Source organism: Gemella parahaemolysans, assembly GCF_053758945.1.
This window is the reverse complement of the sequence record NZ_JBSMTP010000002.1, coordinates 165932-190861: the sequence shown is the minus strand read 5'-3', so window position 1 is coordinate 190861 and position 24930 is coordinate 165932. Positions and strand designations below refer to the sequence as shown.

Here is a 24930-nt window from a genome sequence, read left to right as displayed (position 1 = left end):
TATCAGATATATTTTTATTTACGGTACTCCCCTAAAAGGAAGTTTACGTTAATTTATCTTTACTTCCTTGTATTTTTCCATTTATGGCTTACTTGCAATTTTTTTGATGGGCCTTTATTTTTTTATAGCCCAATCATAATGGCTAGAAGTAGCACTGACAAAATAAGATCCCAATGTACTCCCGCCAACCCATTTATAAACTTTTTTTGAAAATAATTCTTCATTTGTAAAGTTTTCGGCTAGTTTCAAAATATCTTTATGAGATTTTTGTAAAGCTTTTGTTGCATCTTCTAGAGACGTATTCTGATGCTTTTTCCAAAATTCTACATTCATATCGCCGTAAGTTTTCCAGTTATATGGTTCAGGAATAAATGATTTCTCTTCTCCCTTTTGATTGGAACGTACCCAATTCAAAACAAGTTTATGCCATTCATATAGATGAATTAAGATATCTCTTAAGTTTTTATCTCTTCTCCAATGAGCTTCTTTTTTCTTTTTATCTTTTGAAAAATCAAAAGGTGTATTTAACTCTTCACTCGTCATCTTTGAAATAAGTAAGTTTAACTTTTCATAACTTTCCTTGGCAACTATCATTAAATCATTTTTTGTCGTTGGTCTTGGCACAATTAATCCCTCTCTTTACAAAATACTATATTATTATCTTTTATAATTTTCTTCTATTAATCACCTTTCACAAGTAGCGTCGCACACTCCATATGAAAAGTATATCCAATCATCCTACCTGCATCCATAAACCTTTTAACGACAACCTTATACTATCATTAAAAAGTATCAGATATATTTTTATTTGCGGTACTCCTCTAATTTGAATCCATATTCATTCAGAAGTTGTTTTGAATAAATTTTTTTATTCTTTGAGTTTCTAACTTCTTTCCAAAGGATAGCTGCAACTTTCAACTTGTTAGAATAATTATTGCTAGATTCATCTGCGAAAAAATCTTTCAGAAATTGATTCCACTGACAAGCAGAATTATCATACTTGGCGTAATCTGATTCTCCATAATATATTTTTATCATATCTTGAATTGTAAATTCTTTATCGTTATCACTTTTTACTTTTCTCCAAGCCGTTGCCATATCAGCATTAAATTTAAACGGACTAACTCCTGTTACAGCTGAAAAATAATCTCTAAATTTTTGGTTAAAAGAAAAACCACATTCTAGCAATGGTGTATTTAAAGATATTACTTCGATATGTTTTTTGTTTACTTTCCTCGTAGACTTTTCTATTCTATTTCCCTTGAAATATTGTTCAATAATATAGTTCAATTCTTTCTTTGTACATCTATACTCTAGTCCAAGAGACTTACATATTTGCGAAAGTTCTTCTCGATACCAATAGTACTTGTTAAATTCCTCAAATGATTCTATATCTTTAAAACTAGGTCTAACTTCTATCACACACTCACCTCCAAAACTTAAATTATATATTTCTCTCTTAATCAACTTAATTTATTTTATTATACAATACTCCTTAGATTTCGTAAATTAAAATAAAGACTTACTCAAAGATACCAATATACTTTAACGATATCCTTAGAATAACCCTTTATTTTCTACACTTCATTTATTCACTAGTTGCAACTTTTGACATTAATACTACACACTCATCGATTCACTGTTACCTCATCACCACCGCTCTACAACAACTATCTCATAAAGCATTCGTAATTAATGGCTTCGATCTACGCCCTTGTCGTTAAAACGACTGCTTCAACATGGCCTCGGTTCTCCAAAGAGTAATGCATTTCATATCTACTGTACACAGGAATGGTAGAACACCTATTTTCTCCTTAAAATGGGTATATCGAAACGATACCAATAAAAAACTGCAACTTACTAGTTGCAGTCAAACACAGATTTACTTCTGTTTCTTTTAGAAACTTATATTTTTATTTTTAGGCATAGTAAAAATATCGTTTCTTTCAAAATAAGGTTTTACCAATTCTTTCCATCTAGCTTTATGAAAATTGATTGACTTTAAAGGAGATAGTCCATAATTTCCCAATGCATAACCATCATTTACTTCAACAACAAGTGTCCTGCCATCACTAGTAACACCAATATCTAGTCCATAAGCTATTGGCGCATCTTTCCAACATGATATGGCTTCATCAATTACACTAGGATCAAATTGTGTATGATAATCACCTGTATAAGGCCGAACATCTAACACGTGACCATCTAAAACAAAACAACGCCATTCAGCTATGAATTCTACAACCTCACTAATCCATATAGGATAGTCGAAAGGTAGACCAATACCTATCAAATCACGGGTTCCATTAACAACTCTTCCTGTAAAGATTTTTGAACCAGCTTTGGGCTTAATAAATTTTCCCCAATTATCAGGTATATTTACAATCTCTCCTAAAACACCTGCATAAATCTTTCGACCATAAAACTCTTTAAGCTCAATAGGATAGTCATAAACTGGAACGTTTAACCCCATCATTTTTAGCAATGCTCTGGTCTCCGTTATATAATCTACAACTGTATCATCACTTGTTAGCTGTTTTATTTCAGAAAAAGATTGATATAAAATAACTTCTTCTCCTTGTAAGTATGCACCTACTTGAGCATTGTATTTATTAATTGAAACCTCACTTGGTAATTTACTTTGTCTAATATAAACAACCATTTTATCACTCCTTTTTCACTAGTGTTGTACTTGATTGTAAAAAAATAATAGCAATTTTGCTCTTATTTTTTTAAGTAAATAGCTCCCATAATATCATCGAAATAATCAACGGTATTTAGGAGTAATTCAATAACCTGGGATTTTGTTAGTCGCATTCCTCTTCTATCTCTAGCATCTTCTACTAAATTTTCAAGTTTCTCTAGATTTTTATCATCCAAGCTAATCATTATTCTATTTTTATCAGTTGCCATTTTCTTCACCTCTAGTTAATTCTATCATAGGTGTAACACTTGTGTCAACTATCTTTATAATATACTATTGAAAAAAATGGGAACTTTTTATATTAGGTAACAAAATATCCCAACGGTATTAGAGAATTGAAATATTCTCTTTCTAATCCTATAAATATACCTATTCTGTTCGAGTTTCAGCTAAATATATTCCCCATTCAGCTAATTCTTCAGGCAAATCATAAACAGTTTTACCGTTACTTTCATAGATTTCAGAAATTCCTGGTGAAGTCTCAGAAAAAGTTTCCGAGGCTGTCACTAGTTCTTCTACAAATTGAATATTATGAGGTTCAAAAAAGTCATTAAATTTCGATAGTTCTTTACTATAAATTGTCACAACATTATAGCTATCAAGCATAATTTCATCATGACTTTTATGCCCACCAAATCCAAACTTACTTAATCCATCATTAACAAGCAAATCACCGTATCTAATCAACAGTACAAGGCATTCCTCTATTGAACAATCATCAATGTAATAAACATCCTTATGTAATTCGTTGATAATATTCATTGCTATTACTTTTTCTCTATCAATACTAACAGGCAATTCCAAAATAAAAAACAAGGGCTCGTCATGAATCGCAATAAAGTGTTGAAAAACCTCTAATATTTTTTCTGCGTGTACATTCGCCATCAAATAATGTTCAGTTAACTTTGTAAATGACTCAAACAGGTTTTCTACCAAGCTAACTCGGTGACCTTTCACTAAATTCAACATTATGCGTCCTCCAGATAATTTAAACATTATACACATTTATAATCTTATTATACCATTAAAACCTCAAAAAGACTATAACTTCGCTGTCACAGTCTCTTATAAATCTACCTCAGTTCCTTATGCTGAACTACATTCAGAACAGAAAATATTGGTAGTAAAAGAAGCATTTCAATAATTTATTCATAGCTATTAGGAACGTTTCTCTAACAAGCTTACACACTCAACATGAAACGAGTGAACACTAAGTATGTCAAGTAGTTGCGTTCGTATGTGGGAACATATCTATAAACCTTTTAACGATAAGTAGGGTTATCGTTAAAAGGTATTACCTAGACAAACTGGGATTTACTTAGTCGACAGCCACTCTCCCTTTGATAGACAGGTTATGTGTTCTGTGCGAAGAATACCTTCAAATGCACATAGAACGTTTTCTTTTGTATGATGATAACGGAAACCACATTTTTCCTGAACTCTCTTTGACTTTGTATTGCCGTCAAAATAACCGCACCACATTTTCTCCAGATTCAGGTCATCAAATCCATGTCTCATAATCTCACGAACTGCTTCTGGTATCAGACCCTGACCCCAATACGGAACTCCTATCCAGTAACCAATCTCCGCCTCAGTATCAGGAATACCTTTATCACTTACAGAGCCGATCATCAATCCTATGCTACCCACTGGCTGCATCGTTTCTTTTAAAACTATGGCGTATGTCTCAGGTGCTGAAAAAACACTTTTTATAATCTCCTTGCTATTTTCAACACTGGTATGTACAGGCCAACCTGCAATCGGACCAACCTCTGGATTACTGGCATACTGAAATAAATCATTTGCATCACTTTCTTCCCATGGACGAAGAATCAATCTTTCCGTTTCTAAAATCATTTTGTCCTCCTTAAATTCAAATTTGTCTTTGTTTAAAAATAAATCCCATTATATAATTCCATAAACTCTTTAGCAAACTTTTTGACAAGTTCATGATCAAGTGCAGTTACTAAAGTTTCTACATTTTTATTAGCTGTTGGTGTCCAATTATATGATCCGTGCATTACATAGTCCATATCTATGATACAAAACTTATCATGCATACGGTTACATCCTTTATTTCCCCATCTCGGAATGACCACAACATCGAACTTATTCTCTCTCAGTTTTGAAATCATATTTATATTTGAGTCTTCCTGCGAAACTATTATTCTTACATTTAATCCTTGCTTCTTTTTCGCTAATAACTCTTGATAAATAGCTTCATTAGAAAACCATGCAACAGCTGCCCAAATTATAAATTTAGCATCTCTAATTCCCTGAATTACTTCATCTTAAATTGCATCAAAAACTACATTATGCTCTGTTACTTCATCTGGTGTATCAATTACCTGTGGACGTATTTCAACGTGATGTAAAGCATAATCATCAGACTCCTCATATACATACTCTACTAACTCTTCTAGAATCTTCTCATTTTCTTCTGCGATTTCTAACAAAGGAACCGGAACTCGTAATTCCACAATCTCCCAATGTTGATAGGAACGCCCATGATTTGCAAATTCATATTGTGGAACAAAATTTACTCTTGCTCTACCTATTAACCTCAACAGTTGGTCTCTTGATTCAATTGTTCTGTATTTTCTATCATATTTCAATACTTCTATCAGAGTCTTAATGAAAGCACTTCTATCCATTAATATCACCTCTCTTTATATATTTACCACTCTTAGTTCTTTTATCGTTTGGTTTTTCAGCGTCTGCAGGAATATCCCAATATAATCCAATCTTTATGGCACCAGGTACACGTCCCTATATGCAGAGGATTAGTATACTTGTTTCTTAGTTATATTATAATGTTAATTAGGCTATTTTACAATTGTCAAATCTATAGCTGAGTGCCAGTGGGTGCATTTTTTCTTATTATCCATTCTCTAGTGTCAACTCTAGGCTATGGATATATTCCCGCTCAACCTTATTTTCTCTCAAATAATAAGGCTTACTCTAAGCTATCGATACCTTTTAACGATAGCCTAGAATAAGCCTTTATTTTCTATATTTTATTTACTTAGCGGGTGCAACTCTTGACATCAATACTACACACTCAACATGGTACGTCCCTGGGAACATATCTACAGGTTGCACTGAACCTAGTTTATAACCTAGACCTCTCATAATTTCCATATCTCTAGCTAATGTTGCTGGATTACAACTAACATAGACTATTTTTTCTATTCCCATTGAAGCTAAATCACATAGGAAACTTTCCTCGCATCCTTTACGTGGTGGATCAACGATAACTGCATCTAATTTCACATTTTGTGAGATTAATTTTTTAATTACATCTTCACTTTTACCTAGTAAAAACTCTACATTAGTTATATTATTATTTTTCGCATTTTCGCGGGCATCTAAAACAGCCGCTTCTACTATTTCAATACCATATACTTTCTTAACTTTCTTCGCTGCGAATAGACTGATTGTTCCAATACCACAGTAAGCATCAATTATCGTATCAGTTTCTTTCAATTCTGCAAATTCCAATGCTTTACTATATAATACTTCTGTTTGAACTGGATTTACTTGATAGAATGAACGAAGTGAAATCTTAAATTTTATTCCGTCTAACGTGTCAGTTATATAATCCTTACCAAATAGATTTTCAGTTTTATCACCAAAGATTACATTTGTCTTCTTATCGTTAATATTTAACATAATGCTAATGATTCTATCATCTAATTTAGATATTTTTTCAACAAATTCATCTAATTTATTAAACTTCTCTTTCGCGACAATACCAACCATAAATTCACTTTTTAGGGTGTTTGTTCTAAACATAATATGTCTAATAGCACCTGAGTGGCTGTTTTCATCATAAACAGATAAGTTAAGCTCTGAGATTAGACTACGTAATTTATTCATCAATATATTGTGTTCATCATATTGAATAAAACATTTCTCTATATTAACAACATCATGACTTCGTGGTTTATAATACCCCATCTTAACTTCGCCATTAACTTTTTGTACTGGAATCACAGACTTATTACGGTAATGATATCCATCTTCCATCCCTAGCGTATCTAATACTTTGATAGAATCTTTTCCAAGAGCTTTATCCATAACATTTTGAACTTTTTTCTTCTTAAACTTTAATTGCTCTTCGTAGTTCATATGAACTAAATTTGCTCCTGAAGTCTTCGGAATTCCATCTACTCTATTTTTAGAACTTTCAATAATATTAAGAACTTTTCCGTAACCAAGATTTTTCTTTAATTTAATTATCTTAAACTCGATTACTTCACCTTCTATAACATCTTCAATAAAAATTGGAAAATTATCAATTTTAACTACACCAAGACCATCATGTGTATAATCTATAACCTTCCCTTCGAATATATCATTTTTTTGCATAATTCACCTTTCTAAAATAAAAAGGAGAACAGATATAGGAAACTGACTTCCCTACTCTGTTCTCCTACATTTAATATTTATTAAACTATCTTTACATGCTTAAACCAATTACTTTAATTGAATTAACAAACTCAAGATTTTTAATTCGTTTATTTAATTTTTCAATATTTATATCACCTGAACTTAGCTCTAAAGAAATAATTATCGTAGCTTTTGCATTAATCGGCACCGTTTGGTGAATAGTAAGTACACTACACTTTTCTTCATTAACAACTGATAAAATTTTACCTAATATTCCAGGAATATCGTCAACATCGATAGACAATGATAGAATTGATTGTCTTTTCACATCTTGAATCGGAAAAATTGTATCTTTATATTTATAAAATGCACTTCTACTTAAATCGAATCTTTTAGAAGCTTCTAAAATTGATAATTTAGAATCTTCCTCTAACGCTTTTTTCATCGCTAATGTCTTCTTTACAGCTTCAGGCAATACATCTTCTCTAATTATATAATAAACTTTTTCTTTATCCACAGTGGTTATCTCCTACTCTACGAATTCAAACTCACCTTTAAGAATTTTAACGGTATCACCGTTTTTACATCCTCTATCACGTAAAGCATCGTCTACACCCATAGAACGCATTTGTTGAGCAAAACGTCTAACAGAAGCATCACGGTTGAAATCAGTCATTAAGAATGCACGTTCGATACCAGGTCCACTTACTACATAAGCTCCTGTATCATCTCGAGTAATCTTGAATGTTTCATCCTTAGGTTTATGTTTATAAAGAACTCTGTTTTCCATACTTTCTTCTTCAGTATCAAGTTCATATAACATATTTGGATCTGTGTTATCTAGTATGTCACTTATTTTATAAAGTAAGTTATCGATATTACTACGTGTGAATGCAGAAATTTCAACGATATCTACTTCTTCACCATCGTTTTCTAAGTGTTTTTTAAACTCTTTAAGATTGTCACTAGCCACTGGAATATCCATCTTATTAGCTACTACTACTTGAGGTCTTTCTAAAAGTCTCATGTTGTACTCCGCTAACTCTTGATTAATAATTTTATAATCTTCATATGGATCACGACCATCAGTTGCTGACATATCTACTACGTGAACAATAACTTTTGTTCTTTCAATGTGACGTAAGAACTGATGTCCAAGACCTACACCTTGGCTAGCCCCTTCGATTAATCCTGGAAGGTCAGCCATAACAAAACTTCTGTGGTCTTTTGTTTCTACTACTCCAAGATTTGGTGCTAATGTTGTAAAGTGATAATCAGCAATTTTTGGTTTTGCTTTTGATGTTATTGATAATAACGTTGATTTACCTACAGATGGGAATCCAACAAGACCTACATCAGCCATAAGTTTTAATTCTAATGTAAGATTTCTTTCTTCTCCTGGTTCACCATTTTCAGCGATTTCTGGCGCTGGATTTGAAGGTGTTGCGAAACGACAGTTTCCACGTCCTCCACGTCCTCCACGAGCTACTACTACTTCTTGCTCATGTTCTACTAAATCTGCTAATACTTCTCCAGTATCAGTATCACGAATCACTGTTCCTGGCGGCACTTTTAAGTATAAATCTTTAGATTTTCTACCGTGCATACCTTTACTCATCCCGTTTTCACCATTAGGTGCTACGAATTTCTTCTGATAACGGTAATCCATGAAAGTTCTTAATCCTTCATCAACTATGAATACGACATTGGCTCCACGTCCACCATCTCCTCCAGCTGGTCCACCTTTTGGAACATACTTCTCTCTTCTAAATGCTACTAATCCATTCCCACCATCACCTGATCGGACGAATATTTTTACCTCATCTAAAAACATAAAAATCTCCTATAAAATTCTCTTTATTTTTCTTAAACTTCAACTTTTAATCTATATAAAATTCAACTCGATAAAAGTTCATATACCATGAACTATTATAACATAATTTTTTCTATGATAATAATATTTAGCGAGATTTTAAACAAAAAAATATACGGCTGCATACACAGCCGTACTTTACTCCACAGGCAGGACTCGAACCTGCGACCCTCTGATTAACAGTCAGATGCTACTACCAACTGAGCTACTGTGGAAAAATCTCTAAATAAAAAAATGGAGCGGGTGATGAGAATCGAACTCACAACATCAGTTTGGAAGACTGAGGTTTTACCACTAAACTACACCCGCGTGAATATTTGTTATTAACTTATGTATTAATTATATAATAGATATTATAGTTTGTCAACAACTTTTTTAATTTTTTTTTTGAAATTTGTAATTTTGTCAACTTTACTAAAGAATTCTTTTTAAAATCAAGAAATATCTGTAGAATAATAAACAATGTTTAATCCAGTAATATATACATTATAATATTTATTTTCTAATATGTAAAGCTTTTTAGAATTTTTCTTAGTTTTCTGATTATACCATTCATAAAATAATGAATTTAGTACATATTGACTCATACTATTTTCTATCATATAATCTCTTATGTAATCATATTTTATATGTTAGACATATGAAACTATAAATTAGGAGAAAAAGATGAAAACTAAATTACTTCTTACAAGTTTATTATCCGTTATAATCCTTCTTAATGGATGTTCTGAAATTAAAAATCGATTGTCTAAAGAAAATACATCTTCAACCTCAAAAAACAATCGTGAAGAGCAAATATACAAGCTAAACGAAGAATGGATTGTAGATAATCAATGGAAATTAAAAATAACTGAAGTAAGAACTACACCATATCGAAATAGACTTAACAAAGACGTTTCACAAGTAGTTATTATAAAATATACTTATGAAAATCTGGGATTCAAAGGAATGCAGCAAGATCTATTTTTAACACCTACAATAGTTCTAGATTCAGCAAATAACTCTTCTCAAATCTATCCTATTCATGATTCAAAATATCCAAAACCAACACCAATTGGAACTATCTCAGAATCTATAATGGGGTATAGCCTTAATGTTGAAAGTGAAAAAATAAAAATCATCTTCGAACAATTTGACAGTAATGCTAAAAAAATACATAAAGCCACTTTTGAAATTCCTGTAACAAAATAATATAATAAAATAAAAAGGTTTAATATGTAATAAAATATAATGTATATTAAACCTTTTTTAGTAATTTAAAATCTTTTTTATATTCCTAGTTATAAGCAAAAACTCTATAATTTTCCCCATATCATTTATCAAAATAAGAATAAATTATTAAAATCTATCTATTTTTTTCTTTTTGTCTTAATTAATTCTGTATATTTTTTATTTGAGCCAAAGCTTTCTTTAATTGGATACTTTTTAGAATTAATAACTATCTTATCAGCTATAATCTTTTCTACATCAAGATTTAGGTTGTCTGCAAGAATAAATGCATATATTAAAACATCAGCCAATTCCTCTTTAATCTGTGGTAATTTTTCTGATACTGTAACCTCAGCTGTTTTCCATTGAAATAATTCTAATAATTCACTTGCTTCTAAAGAAATTGATATCGCTAAATCTTTCTCATTGTGAAACTGTCTCCAATCCCTCTCATCTCTAAACTTATTTATTTTCTCTATAATCTCTTTCATCATCCTTCACCTCAAATCTATTATAACACCTCATTTAGATAATTTCATTAATGTTATTTTAAACCTACGTGTCAAGTAAGGGGCAACTCATAATTAAAAGCATGTCATTAAACTTCTCTTTTATCTCATTAAGAAGACAGTCAAAAGACAAAACAAAAAGCCTTAAACGTTGATACTTTAAGGCTTCTCTAACTTTATTATTTCGTTTCTCTGTGTAAAGTCACTTTTTTTAATCTTGGACAGTATTTTTTAAGTTCAATACGGTCTGGATTATTTCTTTTGTTCTTTTTAGTAATGTAGTTTCTGTCACCACATTCTGTACAAGCTAATGTTACATTTACGCGCATTAATATAACCTCCTATAAAATTTAATCTTAACAACTTTTTCATACAACAAAATATATTATAACATTACTTTATAAATATTTCTAGTATAAAATACAAAATTTTTAAATTTTTTTAAAGAAAAATATTTTTGTCGTAAAAGTATTCTACTGATTATTCACCAAATACTTTATAATAATCTTGTTTGAATTTTTCAATACCGATATCAGTTAAAGGATGTTTAACCATCTGTTTAATTACATTATATGGAACAGTAGCAATGTCACATCCTAGTTTAGCACATTCTGTAACGTGAATTGGATTTCTCACACTCGCTGCGATAATTTGTGTATCAATATCATTATTCGCAAAAATTTCCACTATTTCTTCGATTAATAATAGTCCATTGTGAGCAATATCGTCTAATCTACCTAAAAATGGAGATACATATGTTGCTCCTGCTCTTGCAGCTAATAAAGCTTGAGTTGGACTGAAGATTAATGTAACATTTGTTTTAATCCCCTCTTTTTTCAGCACATTTACCGCTTTTAGACCATCTTCTGTCATAGGAATTTTAACTACCATATTTGAATGAATTTTAGCTATTTCTCTAGCTTCTTCTACCATGTCTTTCCAGTCAGTAGTAGTTGCCTTTACTTCTCCACTTATTGGCCCATCTACGATTGATGCAATCTCCTTAATCACTTCTTTGAAATCACGTCCTTCTTTAGCGATTAAAGATGGATTAGTAGTAACTCCGCACACCACCCCTAATTCATTAGCATTTCTAATATCTTCTACATTGGCTGTATCAATAAAAAATTTCATTATTATTGTTCCCCTCTCATTTGTTAATATAATAATCATATCACATTTAAAAAACGGTTTCAAATTTGTAGGTTTTATTGAATATATTTGTTTATTGTTTTTTAATTCAATATATGATAGAATAACACTATAATTAGGAGGCAGATTAATGAAGAAATTTTTAGAAAAAGTACCCTACTTAATTTTTTCTTTCTTTTTATTTATAATACTCCCTCTGTGTTCTTATTTTATATCGAATAGATCAGGTATGATAATATCACTACTAATTATCCTATATCCTGTTATTAGTTTTCTAATATCATTTCTATATGCATATAATAAAGAAGACTTTAGCTATATTTTTTCATTTATTATAGGAATTTTTTACATTATATCTTGTTTAATTATTTTAAACTTTGATATTCTTATATACGGTTTAGGATATATATTCTTCAGCCTTTGTGGTCAAGGGACTGGATTTTTAATCGGGAAGCTGCGCAGAAGTAAAAAAAGAGCTAAACAGAGTTAGTTAAATTCAATAAAAAAAGGAGAAGTGTTTTACAAAGAGTAATCACTTTTCCTTTTTTATTATTTTATTTGAATAGACATTCTATATTTCATATCCTAAAAGTATTCCGCCCTCTTCTCCATAGAAACTACAAATTCCAGAAGTAGGTACAGCTATAAATTCTATATCAGAAAATTTTTCTTTTAATTTTTCTTCTATTTTTTTACATATATTTTCATTATTTCTATGAGTTATTACAGCTCTTCCACCTTTATATCCAGATTTAATCATCTCATCCACTACTGTTGAAATAGCTTTTTTCTCACCTCGAACTTTATGTAGTAAGTGTAGAGTTCCTTCATTACTCGCCTCTCCTACCATACGCATATTTAATAATCCTACAACGGCTGCAGCAAGCTTAGATAGACGTCCATTTTTCACTAAATTGTCTACTTTTTCTAGAGAAAAAATAAGTTTTGTATTTTTTTGATACTCATTCATTTTTGAGACTACTTCATCGAAAGATAATCCTTCTTTAATTAGTTCATTTATCTTAAGAAGAAATAAATCATTTTGCCCTCCTGCTGAAAGTGTATTTACTATATGAATATTAACATTCTCATTTTCTTCTTTTAACATTTTTTCGCCAATTACTGCACTATTATAACTTCCTGACATTCCACCAGTTAAAGTTAGAACTATTACATTTTCTGCACCTCTATATGCTGATAGATATGCCTCTGGACTTGGGCAAGCTGATCTTGCTGCTTCTGAACTAGCATACATCTCTCTCATCATCTCATCAATATCTAGATCTAAAGTATCTATATATACCTTATCCTCTATCTGCAATGAAAATGGCACTCTCTCATAAGTAACATTCTCTGCTTTATTAGGGATTTCTCTAAAATCGCATGCAGTATCAACTACAATCTTCCATTTCATCATTTACCTCCAAGTGTATTTATTTTAATTTTTCTACTAAATCATGAGTTTTTTTATATAGTCTTACAGTATCACAAGCTGCAACTATTACATCTGCTAGCCCATCTCTCTTTTCTCCATTCATACACATAACAAAGTTATCGTACATTTCTTCAGAACTACCTTCTGAAGTCAAACTATTTATTGTCTTACTAATTTCTTGAATTGAAAATACATTTTTTAAACATGTGATAACTATTAACCTTGCTAATTGTTTTCGATTATATTTTTTCTTAATCGGTTTATCTAGATGACCATTTTTAACATAATTATTTATCATTGCGGATGTTAAACCTTTATCATCATCTACAATTGAGGAGCTATCTAATTGATTTACGTATAATAACACTTGATCTAAATATAAGTCAATATTTGGTAACTCAGACCACTTTGGATATACTTTGTTCAAATTCTTACCTCCTTCTTATCTAGTCTTCATAATCACATTATATAGTTTCCTAAAATATTAGTCAAGTGATTATACAAGCGAAAATAAAAAGATTTTGTAGTATTTACATTTACTACAAAATCTTTTTATTATTTAGCTAATTTAATTTTTTTACTGATTTCTCGTCTCATATATAGATAATAGAATAATACACCTAAGGCATAGACAGCTAGACCAATTATCCATCCTATCCATAGACCTTCTATACCAATACCTTGTTTAAATACAAAATAGTATGCTGTAGGGATTCCTACTAAATAATACCCGATAAACATTACAACACATATTGGTACTACTTTTTTATATCCACGTAATACTCCTGCTAATGCCGAGGCAAATGAGTCACAAATAGCAAAGCCAATAGCGAATAATAATAACTCTGCTGTTAATGTGATTACTCCACTATCATTAGTGTATAGATATGGAATTTTCGTATCAAATAACAAGACGATTAATCCTGCTATACTAGAAAATATCATCCCCATTATTACCGTTAGTTTTGTATACTCTGTTGCCATTTTATAGTCTTTTGCTCCTACATGAAATGCTATTATAATTGTTGCAGCATTTGCAACACTAACTGGTAAAGTATATAAAAATCCAGAGAAATTTAATGCCGCTTGATGGGAAGCAATAACTGTCGTATCAAAACGTGATACCATTAAAGATAACGTTGAAAAGACAACCGTTTCAAGTGCTGTAGCTAGAGCTATTGGAATTCCTAGCTTAAAGATTTCTCCCCACTTTTCAAATCTAATTTTTTCTTTTTCAAATATTTTATACTTATTGATTTTAGGGTTTGTTAAAACTATAAATAATGCAACGAAAAATAGTACTGTATACGTTACTGAAACAGCTACTGCATTTCCTGCACCACCAAGCTCAGGCATACCAAATTTTCCAAAAATGAAACTATAAGCAAAGAATACATTTACAGGTACAGATACTATCATCATTATCATCGATAATCTTGTTAATCCTAAACTATCTATAAACGAACGTAAAACTACATATAAGAAGATCGATAGCACCCCAAAACTCTCATAAAACAAATAGTTCTTAGTTATTTCTGCAATATTACTATCCATACCTAATTGATCTACTATTGGTGTTGCTAAAGTATTTAGTCCAATAATTAAGATAATACTAATTATTACAGCTATGTACAGAAACTGTCTAACAACTGTAGGTATCTCTTCTTCTTTATTTTTACCAATCAACTGTGAAACTATTGGGATTAATGCTAATACGATCGCATTTAAAGTATACATAATTGGATTCCAAATATTAACACCCATACTTACACCGGCTAAATCTGTAGGACTATAATGTCCCGCCATAAACGTTCCAATCATCCCAGATGAATATGAAATTACTTGATAAACTAAAACAGGCAATAGTAATTTAATAAAAATACTTGCTCTTTCAGAAAAGTTTTTTCCTTGATACATATGATCTCTCCTTTATATATTTTTTCTTTTTTTCATACAAAAAAAATCCAAAAGCGAATTTACTTTTAGATATCATCGATTTATACTATATGCAACCGAGACTTGAATAGATTAAAAAACCGTTAGTCTAATCGACAACTCAACCTCGACAAAAACTCACACCCACAATAGACTTACTTAATGCTGCTTCCTTCCGGACCTGACATGGTTCATAAGTATTGCGTCGTAAGGTGCCTTAGTCTCAACATTACGTGTTAAACTCGACATTCCCTATTCTACCCGCATCTCGGTATTCGGTCTTGCTAAAGCGGATTGCAAGTACAGGGCACCGCTAACTCCCCACCTAGCATTTTTTAATTATATCAAATTTAAAAATAAAAAGCAAGAAATAAATTAGATTTTAAATAAAAATAAACTCCACATCAGAAAAGTATTGATTAATTTGATAAATATCATATTTTCCTAATTTGGAGTTTACTATTAATTTATTTTTCTAATTTGTCTAATTCATTAGGTTCTAGGATACATTCGTTTTCGTTAACAACTAAACAAGGAATACCGATTTTCATATTACCTCTTATTCCTTCGAACTGTGAATATGTATCTCTAACATATAGAAACTCTTTAAAATTTCTTAATGAAGACATTACTTCTACTTCTTTGTATGTAATCCCTAATTCTGATAATTTTTCTTTAAACGGTGCTGTATCCGGACAGCTTTCTGCAAAATATAAAATATATTCCATTGTGTACTAATCTCCTTTGTAAACTCACTAACTTTATTATACCACTTTTATCGTTTTCTTTGTATCTTAACCCTCTGAATTGAAGCTGAAAAGACTGAAGCAAGTAATATTCCCATAGCGATTGCTCCAGCTTGAAGTATTGTTTCAATACCTACCTTAGACGCAATTCCATAATTCTTAGTTACAATATTTTGCATCGTATTATACATACCATAACCTGGAACTAAAGGTACCATACCTGTATAAATAAAAATCGTGGCTGGTAGTTTTAAAATTCTAGATGCATTAGTTGAAAGAACACCTACGCATACTGCACCTAAAAAACTGCTTACTACTACATCAGCTAACAATAAATTTGTTACTACCTGAACTAACCAACCGACAGCTCCAATAACACCACACATAAACAATGATTTTCTCGGTGCATTAAAGAAAATTGCAAAAGCTATACTAACCACAAAACCCGCAATAAATTGTATAAAAACATTATTCTCCATAAAATTCTCCTTACACCAATTTTAATCCCATAACTACACCAAGTGCAATAGCTGTTGATACGAAAATTGCTGCCTGAATCCCTATCATCCCCGAAAGGTAATCACCAGCCATAAAGTCACGGACAGCGTTTGTAACTTGAACTCCAGGAACAAGAGGCATCAAACTCATTATAATAATGCTAAATGGATTGTGTATTAAGAAAATCTTATTTAATAGCATTACCAAAACAGTAGCGATGAATGAGCCTAAGAAATTACTTACAAAGGATGTAAGCTTATATTTTGCGGTTAATGTTAGAAATACAGCCTGAATAGCCATTATTAAAAACGCGAATAGACTATCCTTAAATGTTCCTCCAAACATTATTGCAAAGAATGGACCTGATAATGTCAGAGCAGCAATAACTGCCATTGTCGAATATCTTTTCCTAGCCTTGATTTCCTTCATTTTTTTAAATGCATAATCTAAAGTACAACCACCCATTACCATTTTTCTAGAAATATCATTTAGTAGTGCAATCTTTTCTAAATCACGATCTCCCAAAACAACCCTACGCATAGCTGTATATGTATTATCATTATATATAAAAGATACAATAACAAAATTATATGTAACTAAACTATTTGCCGCCTTAATATTATCAAATGATTTGTAAATTCTATTAACTGTATCTTCAACCCTATATACTTCCGCTCCATATGACAACATACTCTTAGCGATTTTTACGCTAAAATTTAATAACTTTTTAGCTTCTCTTTCATCATGCAAAGATTGCAGCATACTTTCCCCTCCTTATAAAAATATTAAGAAATAATATCTAATATTTTTTTATATTTATTTTTAAATTCAGCTACTTTATTCTCCTGAACTTCATTTGCTTTTTCTAATTGATTCAAAATATACTCAATTTTTGAAAGTTCTTGTTTTTGTTTTTTCACAAACAATTCATTTTTCTCTATTAATAAATACTTACCAAAATTAATTTCATCTTCAGATAACTTCATAACACCAGGTTTCGCAACGATAATCTCATAAATATGACCATCTTCTTCAATAATATTTTCTGCTGTTATCTCATAACCTAATTCTTGTAGTTTTTCTCTAACAAAATTTTCTCCAACATTCGGCTGAAGTACTAAATTTGGTTTATTTGCTAATTTTTCTTTTCCTTTTTCTAAAATATCTGCGATTAACTTTCCACCCATACCACAAATTGTTATAACTTCAATATTATCACTTAACTCAATAGCATCCAAACCTGCAGCTTTACGGCAATCGATAGTTCCAACTAAGCCTTCTTCTCTAACATTTTTTATAGAAACTTTATGCGGTCCTTCTACTATTTCTCCAGCTACAGCATAATCAATTTTATTATTCTTAGCTAAATAAATTGGTAAATAAGCGTGGTCACTTCCAATATCAGCTAGTCTTCTGTTTTCTACATATTCAGCCACTAATTGTAATCTCTTATTAATTGCTAACATTCTATCTCCTTTTTTAATCTAAAAAATCTTTACTAAAACTTGTTGTAATAATCGACTTATCTTTTTTATCAAAATTTTCAAAATCGGTTATTATTGTATCACCGAACTCTGCTTTTAATTTCTTAGAAAGTTTTCTAAGTTTCTCTTCTTCTTTATAATCCTTCTTATCAAAAATATCAAGTTGAACCTTTAGTTCTTTTGCTTTTCTAATATCATTCAATGAAACACCAAGTAATCTAACACCTCTAGTGAATTCATAATGTTCAAGCAACAGCTCCCATGCATAATTAAAAATGTCATTAGAATCAGAGATAAATTCTGGTATCTTCTTAGATCTAGTAATTGTTTTAAAATCACTAAATCTCACCATTATTGAAATATTATTCCCTACATAATTACGCATTTGAGCTCTCGAGCTAACCTTTTCACTTAATTTTTTAATTTCTTTCAAAATATCATCTTCATCTATTAAATCGTTGGTAAATGTTTTTGAATTACCGATGGATTTTCTATCAACAGTATATTTCAGTTCAGAATTACCTTCTCCATTTGCTTTATTCTTCAGTCTTAAACCTTGAACACCTAAAAGACTATGAAGAATCACCTCATTAGCCTCAGCCACATCACCAATTGTATTAATTCCAATATTTTTTAATTTCTTGGTAGAGGCTTTACCGCAACCATGCATTTCTCCTATATCAAGATTCCATAATATATCTTTATAGTTTTTCTTATTAATAATTGAAAATCCAAGAGGTTTTTTCAAATTTGATCCCATCTTTGCGAAAAATTTATTAAAAGAAACACCTACTGACGAAGGCATACCTAATTGTTTATATATTCTTCTTTGAATTGTAGCTATTACCTTTATTGGTTCAGAAAAATCACTTAAGTCTATATATGCTTCGTCAACAGAAACAATCTCAATTTTATCTGTATATTCTCTTACCAGATCAAAGATCATTTTGGACTCCTGTTGATATTTAGCCATATCGGGACGAAGTATTTTTATATTAGGACATAACTTTCTGGCATCTCCTACTCGCATAGTTGTCTTAATCCCTAAGTTTCTAGCTTCGTAGTTAGAGGTTACAATTATCCCATGCCTAGTTTTCACTTCACCTGCAATTGCTAATGGTTTACCTTTTAATTCAGGATTATACTTTTCTTCAACACTTGCATAGAAGCAATTCATATCAATATGAGCAATAACTTTTGACATTTTTTCACCTCTTCTATATAGACTAAAAACGGGAACAATAAGGAGCAATTCAAATTCGACTTTATATAAAAGATATTTGAGTTGTTCCTTATTCTTATTTCCCGTTATGTTTCATTACTAAATTAATGAAAAGTTAATAATTATTATTGGTTTTCTCTTAGTATTATCATATAGTAAACTTGAAAGCATACTTCTAATTTCAGCTTTCACGGCTGCACATTCTCTAATACTCTTAATAGGATTGTTCTCTAAGTATTCGATAATTTTTTCTTCCGCTTCTTTAATTAACTCCATACTCTTCTTAACATATACAAAACCTTTTGTTTGAATAACTGGTCTACCTACTAGAGTTTTCTCTTTTTTACTGATTGCGTACGACGCTACAAAGATACCATCATTTGATAAAAGTTTTCTATCTTTTAATACACTATCCTCAACATCCCCAATACCACGTCCATCAACTAGAATATTACCTACAGGGATATTGTTTAATAATGTTTTAGATTTATTTCCACTTAATTCTAAAGTAGTTCCTTTAGCTAAAATATGAATATTTTCAGCTACAACTCCTGTTTCAGCTGCGATTTCTGCATGCTTACGAAGATTTCTAAATTCTCCTTGAACAGGGATAAAGTGTTTTGGCATAAGCATGTTTAACATCATTTTCAACTCTTCTTTTGTTGCATGGCTAGCAGCGTGAAGACGTTTAGAAGCTGTTACTACATTTGCCCCAAGTTTAACTAATAAGTTTAATGTTTGGAATAACATAACTTCCATATTAGGAGACGGTGTTGCAGCAATCATAATTGTATCGCCTGATTCAATTTGAATTCCATCAATTTTCTTCTCAGCAATATTTTTCATAGCCTCAATTGGCTCTCCTTGATCACCTGAAGAAAGAATACACACTTCATTTTGTGGATAGTCTTTTAAATCTTCAATTGAAATTAAATTGCTATCTTCAATTTGTAAGTAATTCATATTTCTAGCAGTACTGATAGATGCCTCAATAGCTTGACCTAAAAGTAAAATCTTTCTATTTTGTGCTAATGCTGCTCTTACAATATGAGAGATTGTTAGGAAGTTAGAAGAATAACAAGTTACAATAATGCGCTTGTTTGCTTGATAAAATGCATTATCAATTTGTTCTGCCGCTTCATTTTCAGGAACATTATATCCTTTAACATTAGCATTACTTGAATCACTTAATAAAGCAAGAACACCTTTTTGACCTAATGTACTAATTTTTACAATATCAGATTTATATTCTTTACTTACCGATTGATCAAATTTAAACTCACCAGTATAAACAATATTTCCTTGACTAGTTTCAATACAGATACCTAAAGAATCCGGCATTGAGTACGTAGTCTTGAAGAATGTAACACTAGCATTATTAAAGTCATACTTATTATTATCTTTTACATAGTAAAACTTGATTCTTCTCTTAATACCTAGTTGTTTAAGGTGATTTTTTAATAAATCAATTGTTAATTTAGAACCATAGACTGGGCATTTTAATTTATCAATAATATATGGTACAGCTCCCATCGAACTTACATGTCCATTTGATAAGAAAATCCCTTTAATCTTTTGTTTATTACGTACTAGGTAACTTATATCAGGTATAACTGCATCAATACCGATCATCTCTGTTTCAGGGAACATTAACCCTGCATCAAGAACAAAAATCTCATCCCCGATTTCAACCATATACATGTTTTTCGCTACTTCTTCCACCCCTCCTAATGGAGTAATGCGAATTTTTGCTAATTTTTTTGCTTTATTTTTTTGAGATTTAGTTTTATTTACACTGTTAATTTTCTTTACTACTTGTTTAGAATTGTTAGTTTGTTCTTTTGCTACTATTTTATTATTAGATCGACTATTATTTTTCTTCTTTATTTGAGTATTATTTTTTTTACTATTATTTTGTAAGTTTTTAGAAATACTTATTCCACTATTATTACTCATTTTTTCCTCCTTGTATCATTGATTTTATAGGTTCAAAGTCTCTTCTGTGAATTGGTGTTATTCCATATTCTTTTAAACCTTCTAAATGTTTTTTTGTTCCATATCCTGCATTATTCTCAAAATCATAATATGGATATTTTTTTGCATATTCTTTCATTAAATTATCACGATATACTTTTGCTATTACTGAAGCAGCTGCGATAGACACACTCTTCTCATCACCTTTTACCATGCTAAAATTCGGTATTGGATAATTCTCAAACGGCATAGCATCAATAAGTAAAAAATCTGGTTTAACTTCTAATTTTTCTACTGCTCTTTGCATCGCTATACGAGCTGCATTGTAAATATTATATTTTTCAATCTCAATATTATCTACTTCACAAATTGCATATGCAACAGCTTCCTTTTTTATCTGTTCATATAATTCTTCACGTTTTTTTTCTGATAATTTTTTTGAATCATTCAATCCTTCGAAATAGCTATCTTGCTTTAAGATTACCGCTGCAGCAACTACTGGTCCAGCAAGCGGTCCTCTTCCTACTTCATCTATTCCGCAAATATACTTACATCCATTATTATAACATTTATTTTCGTAAAATGATTTTTTTTCATACTCTTTTTTATAAAAAAGTTTTTTTTCTTGCTTCTTCGCATAGCTTGTTAGTAATTTCTGAACTCCACTTCTCTCATCTTTTTTTAATTCATAAAGTATTTCTTCGGAAATATTTTCTTGATTTAAGAGTTCTTTTACTTCACTAATTTTCATTTTGTTCCTCATCTTCTAATAAATTACTATAATTATCTAATGTAATAAATCCAAATTTTTGTGTTCTAAAATCCTGGATTAATAGCTTTATAGTTGAATCGTAATCATAGTCCCCACCAATTTTTTTAAATCTTTTTTCAGCTACTTTTTCCATAATATAGACATTTTCATCTTCACTTGTAACATTTATTTTATAAAGATTATTTAAATTCTCTAAATAATTATGTTTTAATAACTCTAATAAATATAGGCTTACATCATCTAATGGCGTAATATCATCTTTTATAGAACCTATTAAACTTAATTTTTTACCAATTTCTTGATTATCAAATTTAGGCATAAGAATTCCCGGTGTGTCTAATAATTCTATATCTTTATTTAATTTTAACCATTGTTGTTTCTTCGTAACACCAGGTTTATTAGCTGTATTAGCGACATTCTTCTTAATAAGTTTATTGATAAATGTTGATTTCCCAACGTTAGGAACACCTATTACCATTGATCTAATTGCTCTTGGTTTAATTCCCTTAGCTACTTGACGTGCAATTTTTTCTGCAAGTTCTTCTTTCGCTTTATCTATTACCTTATTTAAGTTATTACTATTTTTTGCATCAGTATAAACTACTGTATATCCTTTATTTTCAAAATAACTTTTCCACTTTGCAGTTTCAGCTCTATCGCATAAATCAATTTTATTAAATATAATTATTTTTTTCTTATCTTTCACTACTTCATCTAGGTACATATTATGTGAAGAAAGTGGGCAGCGTGCATCTACTAATTCGAAAACTATATCTACTAATTTCAGCTTTTCTTTAACTTCTCTCGTTGCCTTGGCCATATGACCTGGAAACCATTGAATAACCATAAATTTATCTCCTTATCTTTCTATTTTATAAATTTCTTGATTTAAACAGTCTTTATTATTTTACCACATTTTCAAGTTTTTTTAACCTATTTTGATATCAATTATTCGTAAAACATTAATATTTTATAATTTTCTCCTTTAATAATTAATAATATCATCAATTATATATTTTACAAAACCTCTATTACACACATAAAAAACGAGAGTGACTCTGAAAAATCACTTTTTATGAAATAATGATTTTTTGCTTATTCCTATTCATTTTGTGATTTATGTATAATTTTAAATAATTACATAAAAAAACAAGATAGCCCTTTTGCTACCTTGTTCTTCATATTTATCTTTTATCTACTTTCTTAACAATTGTATCACCAAGAATTTGTACAGCGAATACGATAATTAAAATTAATACTGTTGCTACAAAAGTCAAAGTACTATTGTTACGTTGGAATCCATCTAAGTATGCTAAGTTACCAAGCCCCCCAGCTCCAATTACACCTGCCATCGCTGTTGAACCAACTAATGCAATAGCTGTAACAGTTAACCCTGAAATTATTGCTGGTAAACTCTCTGGAATTAAAACTTTTAAAATAATCGTTGAATTTTTAGCTCCCATCGCGCGAGCAGCTTCGATTACACCTTTATCTACTTCACGTAATCCAATTTCTACTAAACGAGCGTAAAATGGTGCTGCTGAAATAATAAGTGCAGGAATAGCTGCTTGAACACCAATAATTGTACCAATTAAAAACTTAGTAAATGGAATTAATAATACAATTAAGATAATAAATGGAATTGCACGAAAAATATTAACTATCGCCGTAACAACAGCGTAAAATCCACGTCCAAATGCACTCTTACTATTTGATGTTAAGTATAATAATAACCCTAAAAATAAACCAACTATAAACACTGCAATAAGTGACTCAAAAGTCATAATAAGTGTTTCAATTGTTTTATCTTGTACTTTATCCCAATTAACTCTTGAAAAATCAAACATTATAACACCTCCGTTAAAATACCTAGTTCATTTAATCTAGATATTACTTTATCTGTATTTTCTTTAGTTCCAATTAATTGAACAAAAAGTGTACCTATATTAGCATTTGCTGTTTTATCAATATGTCCATTGATTATAGTAAAATCAAAATCAATTTCTCTTACTAATGTACTAAGGATAGGTTTTTTCGAAGTATTATTATCAAAAGTAAATTTAATAATAACTCCTTCAGTGAATATTTTTTTCCACTCTTCAATATTTTCTCTTTCCTCAAACTCCGATGCGAATGATGTTTGAGCTAAGAATTTTTTAGTAACTTCTTGAGTCGGATGATAGAATACTTCCGAAACTAATCCATCTTCAGCAATAGTACCACCGTCTATAACAGCAACCTTGGTACAAATTGTTTTAATAACGTTCATTTCGTGAGTTATAAGCACAACTGTAATATTAGTTTTACTATGAATTTCTTTAATTAAGTTTAGTACTTCTGCAGTTGTTTCTGGGTCAAGTGCACTTGTCGCCTCATCACAAAGTAAGATTGAAGGATTACCAGCTAACGCACGAGCAATACCTACTCTTTGTTTTTGTCCTCCAGAAAGTTGTGATGGATAAGCGCTTAGTCTATCTTCTAAACCTACTAATTTAGCTAATTCTTCTACTCTTTCTTTAATTTCTATTTTTGATTTCCCTAGAATTTCTAATGGGAATGCAATATTTTCAGCTACTGTTCTGCTCCATAATAGGTTAAAGTGTTGAAAAATCATTCCTATTCTTTGGCGTTTTAAACGACGTTGTTCTTCAGTTATTTTGTTAAAGTCATCGCCATCGATGATTACCTCCCCATCTGTTGCTACTTCAAGTCCGTTTAACAGCCTTACTAACGTACTTTTCCCAGCCCCAGAATAACCGATTATTCCATAAATATCACCTTTTTCAACTTTTAAATTAATATCTTTTAGAGCATGAACCTTATTATTATATATCTTATTAACTTTTTTTAATTCAATCATGTCTATCTCCTTTCTCTTTTTAAAAATAAAAAACACCCTTACTCTGAAACTCAGAATAAGGGCGTTATACGCGGTACCACCTTACATTTTACTTATTACAACTACTAACATAGTCTATCCTATAACGCGGATACCCGAACAAAGTTTACATTTTATGTTTACCTT

At 30.5% G+C, this 24930-nt stretch carries 29 protein-coding genes, 2 tRNA genes and 1 other RNA gene; 1 reads left to right on the top strand and 31 read right to left on the bottom strand.

Annotated elements, in window-relative coordinates; translation table 11 throughout:
- Positions 1-114: 114 nt before the first annotated feature.
- From ACWOBP_RS02625 to ACWOBP_RS02560, 14 genes are all read right to left on the bottom strand, one after another.
- The gene (locus tag ACWOBP_RS02625) at positions 115-624 is read right to left on the bottom strand and encodes a ClbS/DfsB family four-helix bundle protein (protein ID WP_455337342.1); all 510 of its coding nucleotides are present in this window, start codon (positions 622-624) and stop codon (positions 115-117) included.
- 180 nt (positions 625-804) lie between these two features.
- Complete coding sequence (locus ACWOBP_RS02620) at positions 805-1419, bottom strand: SAP domain-containing protein (protein ID WP_455337395.1); 615 nt, start codon at positions 1417-1419, stop codon at positions 805-807.
- A gap of 478 nt (positions 1420-1897) precedes the next feature.
- Positions 1898-2662 carry an ATP-grasp domain-containing protein gene (locus ACWOBP_RS02615; protein ID WP_455337341.1) on the bottom strand — a complete coding sequence of 255 codons (765 nt, stop codon included), beginning with the start codon at positions 2660-2662 and terminating at the stop codon, positions 1898-1900.
- Between the two features lie 62 nt (positions 2663-2724).
- Complete coding sequence (locus ACWOBP_RS02610; RefSeq protein ID WP_274459410.1) at positions 2725-2913, bottom strand: hypothetical protein; 189 nt, start codon at positions 2911-2913, stop codon at positions 2725-2727.
- 160 nt (positions 2914-3073) lie between these two features.
- Entirely contained in the window at positions 3074-3589 is a 516-nt protein-coding gene (locus ACWOBP_RS02605; protein WP_455337340.1) for a hypothetical protein, read from the bottom strand.
- Between the two features lie 429 nt (positions 3590-4018).
- Positions 4019-4561 (bottom strand): GNAT family N-acetyltransferase, encoded by a 543-nt coding sequence (locus tag ACWOBP_RS02600; RefSeq protein WP_006703207.1) that lies wholly within the window; start codon positions 4559-4561, stop codon positions 4019-4021.
- Between the two features lie 32 nt (positions 4562-4593).
- On the bottom strand, positions 4594-4977 hold the full coding sequence (locus ACWOBP_RS02595; protein WP_455337394.1) for a phospholipase D-like domain-containing protein: 384 nt from the start codon (positions 4975-4977) through the stop codon (positions 4594-4596).
- An 18-nt stretch (positions 4978-4995) separates the two neighbouring features.
- Entirely contained in the window at positions 4996-5358 is a 363-nt protein-coding gene (locus tag ACWOBP_RS02590) for a hypothetical protein (RefSeq protein WP_455337339.1), read from the bottom strand.
- Between the two features lie 367 nt (positions 5359-5725).
- Positions 5726-7075: a 23S rRNA (uracil(1939)-C(5))-methyltransferase RlmD gene (rlmD, locus tag ACWOBP_RS02585; RefSeq protein ID WP_455337338.1), complete on the bottom strand. Its 1350-nt coding sequence runs from the start codon at positions 7073-7075 to the stop codon at positions 5726-5728.
- A gap of 91 nt (positions 7076-7166) precedes the next feature.
- Complete coding sequence (locus ACWOBP_RS02580; protein WP_455337337.1) at positions 7167-7613, bottom strand: ACT domain-containing protein; 447 nt, start codon at positions 7611-7613, stop codon at positions 7167-7169.
- Between the two features lie 12 nt (positions 7614-7625).
- Positions 7626-8930, bottom strand: coding sequence for a GTPase ObgE (obgE, locus tag ACWOBP_RS02575; protein WP_003144998.1), 1305 nt, complete (start codon positions 8928-8930; stop codon positions 7626-7628).
- Between the two features lie 180 nt (positions 8931-9110).
- Positions 9111-9184 (bottom strand) — tRNA-Asn (locus ACWOBP_RS02570).
- Positions 9185-9204: 20 nt separating this feature from the next.
- Positions 9205-9278 (bottom strand) — tRNA-Gly (locus tag ACWOBP_RS02565).
- A gap of 125 nt (positions 9279-9403) precedes the next feature.
- Positions 9404-9571 carry a hypothetical protein gene (locus ACWOBP_RS02560; protein ID WP_455337336.1) on the bottom strand — a complete coding sequence of 56 codons (168 nt, stop codon included), beginning with the start codon at positions 9569-9571 and terminating at the stop codon, positions 9404-9406.
- A 64-nt stretch (positions 9572-9635) separates the two neighbouring features.
- Between ACWOBP_RS02560 and ACWOBP_RS02555 the strand changes: the two genes are divergently transcribed.
- Positions 9636-10160, top strand: coding sequence for a cell wall-binding protein (locus tag ACWOBP_RS02555; RefSeq protein WP_455337335.1), 525 nt, complete (start codon positions 9636-9638; stop codon positions 10158-10160).
- 158 nt (positions 10161-10318) lie between these two features.
- Here the strand turns inward: ACWOBP_RS02555 and ACWOBP_RS02550 are convergent, their stop codons facing one another.
- The 17 genes from ACWOBP_RS02550 to ACWOBP_RS02470 form a co-directional block, all read right to left on the bottom strand.
- A complete protein-coding gene (locus tag ACWOBP_RS02550) occupies positions 10319-10672 on the bottom strand; it encodes a nucleotide pyrophosphohydrolase (RefSeq protein ID WP_455337334.1) in 354 nt (117 codons plus the stop codon).
- Positions 10673-10866: 194 nt separating this feature from the next.
- Positions 10867-11016 (bottom strand): 50S ribosomal protein L33, encoded by a 150-nt coding sequence (gene rpmG, locus ACWOBP_RS02545; protein ID WP_003145675.1) that lies wholly within the window; start codon positions 11014-11016, stop codon positions 10867-10869.
- Positions 11017-11167: 151 nt separating this feature from the next.
- Positions 11168-11821 (bottom strand): fructose-6-phosphate aldolase, encoded by a 654-nt coding sequence (fsa, locus tag ACWOBP_RS02540; protein ID WP_455337333.1) that lies wholly within the window; start codon positions 11819-11821, stop codon positions 11168-11170.
- 589 nt (positions 11822-12410) lie between these two features.
- Positions 12411-13253, bottom strand: coding sequence for a DegV family protein (locus ACWOBP_RS02535; RefSeq protein ID WP_455337332.1), 843 nt, complete (start codon positions 13251-13253; stop codon positions 12411-12413).
- A gap of 19 nt (positions 13254-13272) precedes the next feature.
- A complete protein-coding gene (locus ACWOBP_RS02530) occupies positions 13273-13701 on the bottom strand; it encodes a DUF1836 domain-containing protein (RefSeq protein ID WP_448905103.1) in 429 nt (142 codons plus the stop codon).
- Between the two features lie 128 nt (positions 13702-13829).
- Entirely contained in the window at positions 13830-15191 is a 1362-nt protein-coding gene (locus tag ACWOBP_RS02525) for an MATE family efflux transporter (protein ID WP_455337331.1), read from the bottom strand.
- A gap of 87 nt (positions 15192-15278) precedes the next feature.
- Positions 15279-15543, bottom strand: an RNA gene (ffs, locus tag ACWOBP_RS02520) — signal recognition particle sRNA large type.
- A 133-nt stretch (positions 15544-15676) separates the two neighbouring features.
- A complete protein-coding gene (locus tag ACWOBP_RS02515) occupies positions 15677-15937 on the bottom strand; it encodes a hypothetical protein (protein ID WP_455337330.1) in 261 nt (86 codons plus the stop codon).
- Positions 15938-15984: 47 nt separating this feature from the next.
- Positions 15985-16434: a threonine/serine exporter family protein gene (locus tag ACWOBP_RS02510; protein ID WP_294683130.1), complete on the bottom strand. Its 450-nt coding sequence runs from the start codon at positions 16432-16434 to the stop codon at positions 15985-15987.
- A gap of 10 nt (positions 16435-16444) precedes the next feature.
- Positions 16445-17215 carry a threonine/serine ThrE exporter family protein gene (locus tag ACWOBP_RS02505; protein ID WP_455337329.1) on the bottom strand — a complete coding sequence of 257 codons (771 nt, stop codon included), beginning with the start codon at positions 17213-17215 and terminating at the stop codon, positions 16445-16447.
- A gap of 23 nt (positions 17216-17238) precedes the next feature.
- Entirely contained in the window at positions 17239-17919 is a 681-nt protein-coding gene (locus tag ACWOBP_RS02500; RefSeq protein WP_371451613.1) for a tRNA (adenine(22)-N(1))-methyltransferase, read from the bottom strand.
- Positions 17920-17932: 13 nt separating this feature from the next.
- A complete protein-coding gene (locus ACWOBP_RS02495) occupies positions 17933-19141 on the bottom strand; it encodes a DNA polymerase IV (RefSeq protein ID WP_455337328.1) in 1209 nt (402 codons plus the stop codon).
- Between the two features lie 117 nt (positions 19142-19258).
- Positions 19259-21115, bottom strand: coding sequence for a ribonuclease J (locus tag ACWOBP_RS02490; RefSeq protein WP_455337327.1), 1857 nt, complete (start codon positions 21113-21115; stop codon positions 19259-19261).
- A complete protein-coding gene (locus ACWOBP_RS02485; RefSeq protein WP_455337326.1) occupies positions 21108-21884 on the bottom strand; it encodes a ribonuclease HII in 777 nt (258 codons plus the stop codon). Before ACWOBP_RS02485 ends, ACWOBP_RS02490 begins: the two co-directional genes overlap by 8 nt.
- Positions 21874-22752 carry a ribosome biogenesis GTPase YlqF gene (ylqF, locus tag ACWOBP_RS02480; RefSeq protein ID WP_455337325.1) on the bottom strand — a complete coding sequence of 293 codons (879 nt, stop codon included), beginning with the start codon at positions 22750-22752 and terminating at the stop codon, positions 21874-21876. The genes ACWOBP_RS02485 and ylqF overlap by 11 nt, the downstream gene beginning before the upstream one ends.
- Before the next feature lie 337 nt (positions 22753-23089).
- Positions 23090-23752, bottom strand: a complete 663-nt coding sequence (locus tag ACWOBP_RS02475) for a methionine ABC transporter permease (RefSeq protein WP_448913249.1) — start codon at positions 23750-23752, stop codon at positions 23090-23092.
- Positions 23752-24765: a methionine ABC transporter ATP-binding protein gene (locus tag ACWOBP_RS02470; protein WP_455337324.1), complete on the bottom strand. Its 1014-nt coding sequence runs from the start codon at positions 24763-24765 to the stop codon at positions 23752-23754. The genes ACWOBP_RS02475 and ACWOBP_RS02470 overlap by 1 nt, the downstream gene beginning before the upstream one ends.
- Between the last annotated feature and the right edge of the window lie 165 nt (positions 24766-24930).

Bases quoted from the DNA above. Each gene is read 5' to 3' on its own strand.
- ACWOBP_RS02615 (WP_455337341.1), bottom strand. From the start codon at position 2,662: ATGGTTGTTTATATTAGACAAAGTAAATTACCAAGTGAGGTTTCAATT.
- ACWOBP_RS02610 (WP_274459410.1), bottom strand. From the start codon at position 2,913: ATGGCAACTGATAAAAATAGAATAATGATTAGCTTGGATGATAAAAAT.
- ACWOBP_RS02605 (WP_455337340.1), bottom strand. From the start codon at position 3,589: ATGGCGAATGTACACGCAGAAAAAATATTAGAGGTTTTTCAACACTTT.
- ACWOBP_RS02600 (WP_006703207.1), bottom strand. From the start codon at position 4,561: ATGATTTTAGAAACGGAAAGATTGATTCTTCGTCCATGGGAAGAAAGT.
- ACWOBP_RS02590 (WP_455337339.1), bottom strand. From the start codon at position 5,358: ATGGATAGAAGTGCTTTCATTAAGACTCTGATAGAAGTATTGAAATAT.
- rlmD (WP_455337338.1), bottom strand. From the start codon at position 7,075: ATGCAAAAAAATGATATATTCGAAGGGAAGGTTATAGATTATACACAT.
- obgE (WP_003144998.1), bottom strand. From the start codon at position 8,930: ATGTTTTTAGATGAGGTAAAAATATTCGTCCGATCAGGTGATGGTGGG.
- ACWOBP_RS02560 (WP_455337336.1), bottom strand. From the start codon at position 9,571: ATGATAGAAAATAGTATGAGTCAATATGTACTAAATTCATTATTTTAT.
- ACWOBP_RS02555 (WP_455337335.1), top strand. From the start codon at position 9,636: ATGAAAACTAAATTACTTCTTACAAGTTTATTATCCGTTATAATCCTT.
- ACWOBP_RS02550 (WP_455337334.1), bottom strand. From the start codon at position 10,672: ATGATGAAAGAGATTATAGAGAAAATAAATAAGTTTAGAGATGAGAGG.
- rpmG (WP_003145675.1), bottom strand. From the start codon at position 11,016: ATGCGCGTAAATGTAACATTAGCTTGTACAGAATGTGGTGACAGAAAC.
- fsa (WP_455337333.1), bottom strand. From the start codon at position 11,821: ATGAAATTTTTTATTGATACAGCCAATGTAGAAGATATTAGAAATGCT.
- ACWOBP_RS02535 (WP_455337332.1), bottom strand. From the start codon at position 13,253: ATGAAATGGAAGATTGTAGTTGATACTGCATGCGATTTTAGAGAAATC.
- ACWOBP_RS02525 (WP_455337331.1), bottom strand. From the start codon at position 15,191: ATGTATCAAGGAAAAAACTTTTCTGAAAGAGCAAGTATTTTTATTAAA.
- ACWOBP_RS02515 (WP_455337330.1), bottom strand. From the start codon at position 15,937: ATGGAATATATTTTATATTTTGCAGAAAGCTGTCCGGATACAGCACCG.
- ACWOBP_RS02510 (WP_294683130.1), bottom strand. From the start codon at position 16,434: ATGGAGAATAATGTTTTTATACAATTTATTGCGGGTTTTGTGGTTAGT.
- ACWOBP_RS02505 (WP_455337329.1), bottom strand. From the start codon at position 17,215: ATGCTGCAATCTTTGCATGATGAAAGAGAAGCTAAAAAGTTATTAAAT.
- ACWOBP_RS02500 (WP_371451613.1), bottom strand. From the start codon at position 17,919: ATGTTAGCAATTAATAAGAGATTACAATTAGTGGCTGAATATGTAGAA.
- ACWOBP_RS02495 (WP_455337328.1), bottom strand. From the start codon at position 19,141: ATGTCAAAAGTTATTGCTCATATTGATATGAATTGCTTCTATGCAAGT.
- ACWOBP_RS02490 (WP_455337327.1), bottom strand. From the start codon at position 21,115: ATGAGTAATAATAGTGGAATAAGTATTTCTAAAAACTTACAAAATAAT.
- ACWOBP_RS02485 (WP_455337326.1), bottom strand. From the start codon at position 21,884: ATGAAAATTAGTGAAGTAAAAGAACTCTTAAATCAAGAAAATATTTCC.
- ylqF (WP_455337325.1), bottom strand. From the start codon at position 22,752: ATGGTTATTCAATGGTTTCCAGGTCATATGGCCAAGGCAACGAGAGAA.
- ACWOBP_RS02475 (WP_448913249.1), bottom strand. From the start codon at position 23,752: ATGTTTGATTTTTCAAGAGTTAATTGGGATAAAGTACAAGATAAAACA.
- ACWOBP_RS02470 (WP_455337324.1), bottom strand. From the start codon at position 24,765: ATGATTGAATTAAAAAAAGTTAATAAGATATATAATAATAAGGTTCAT.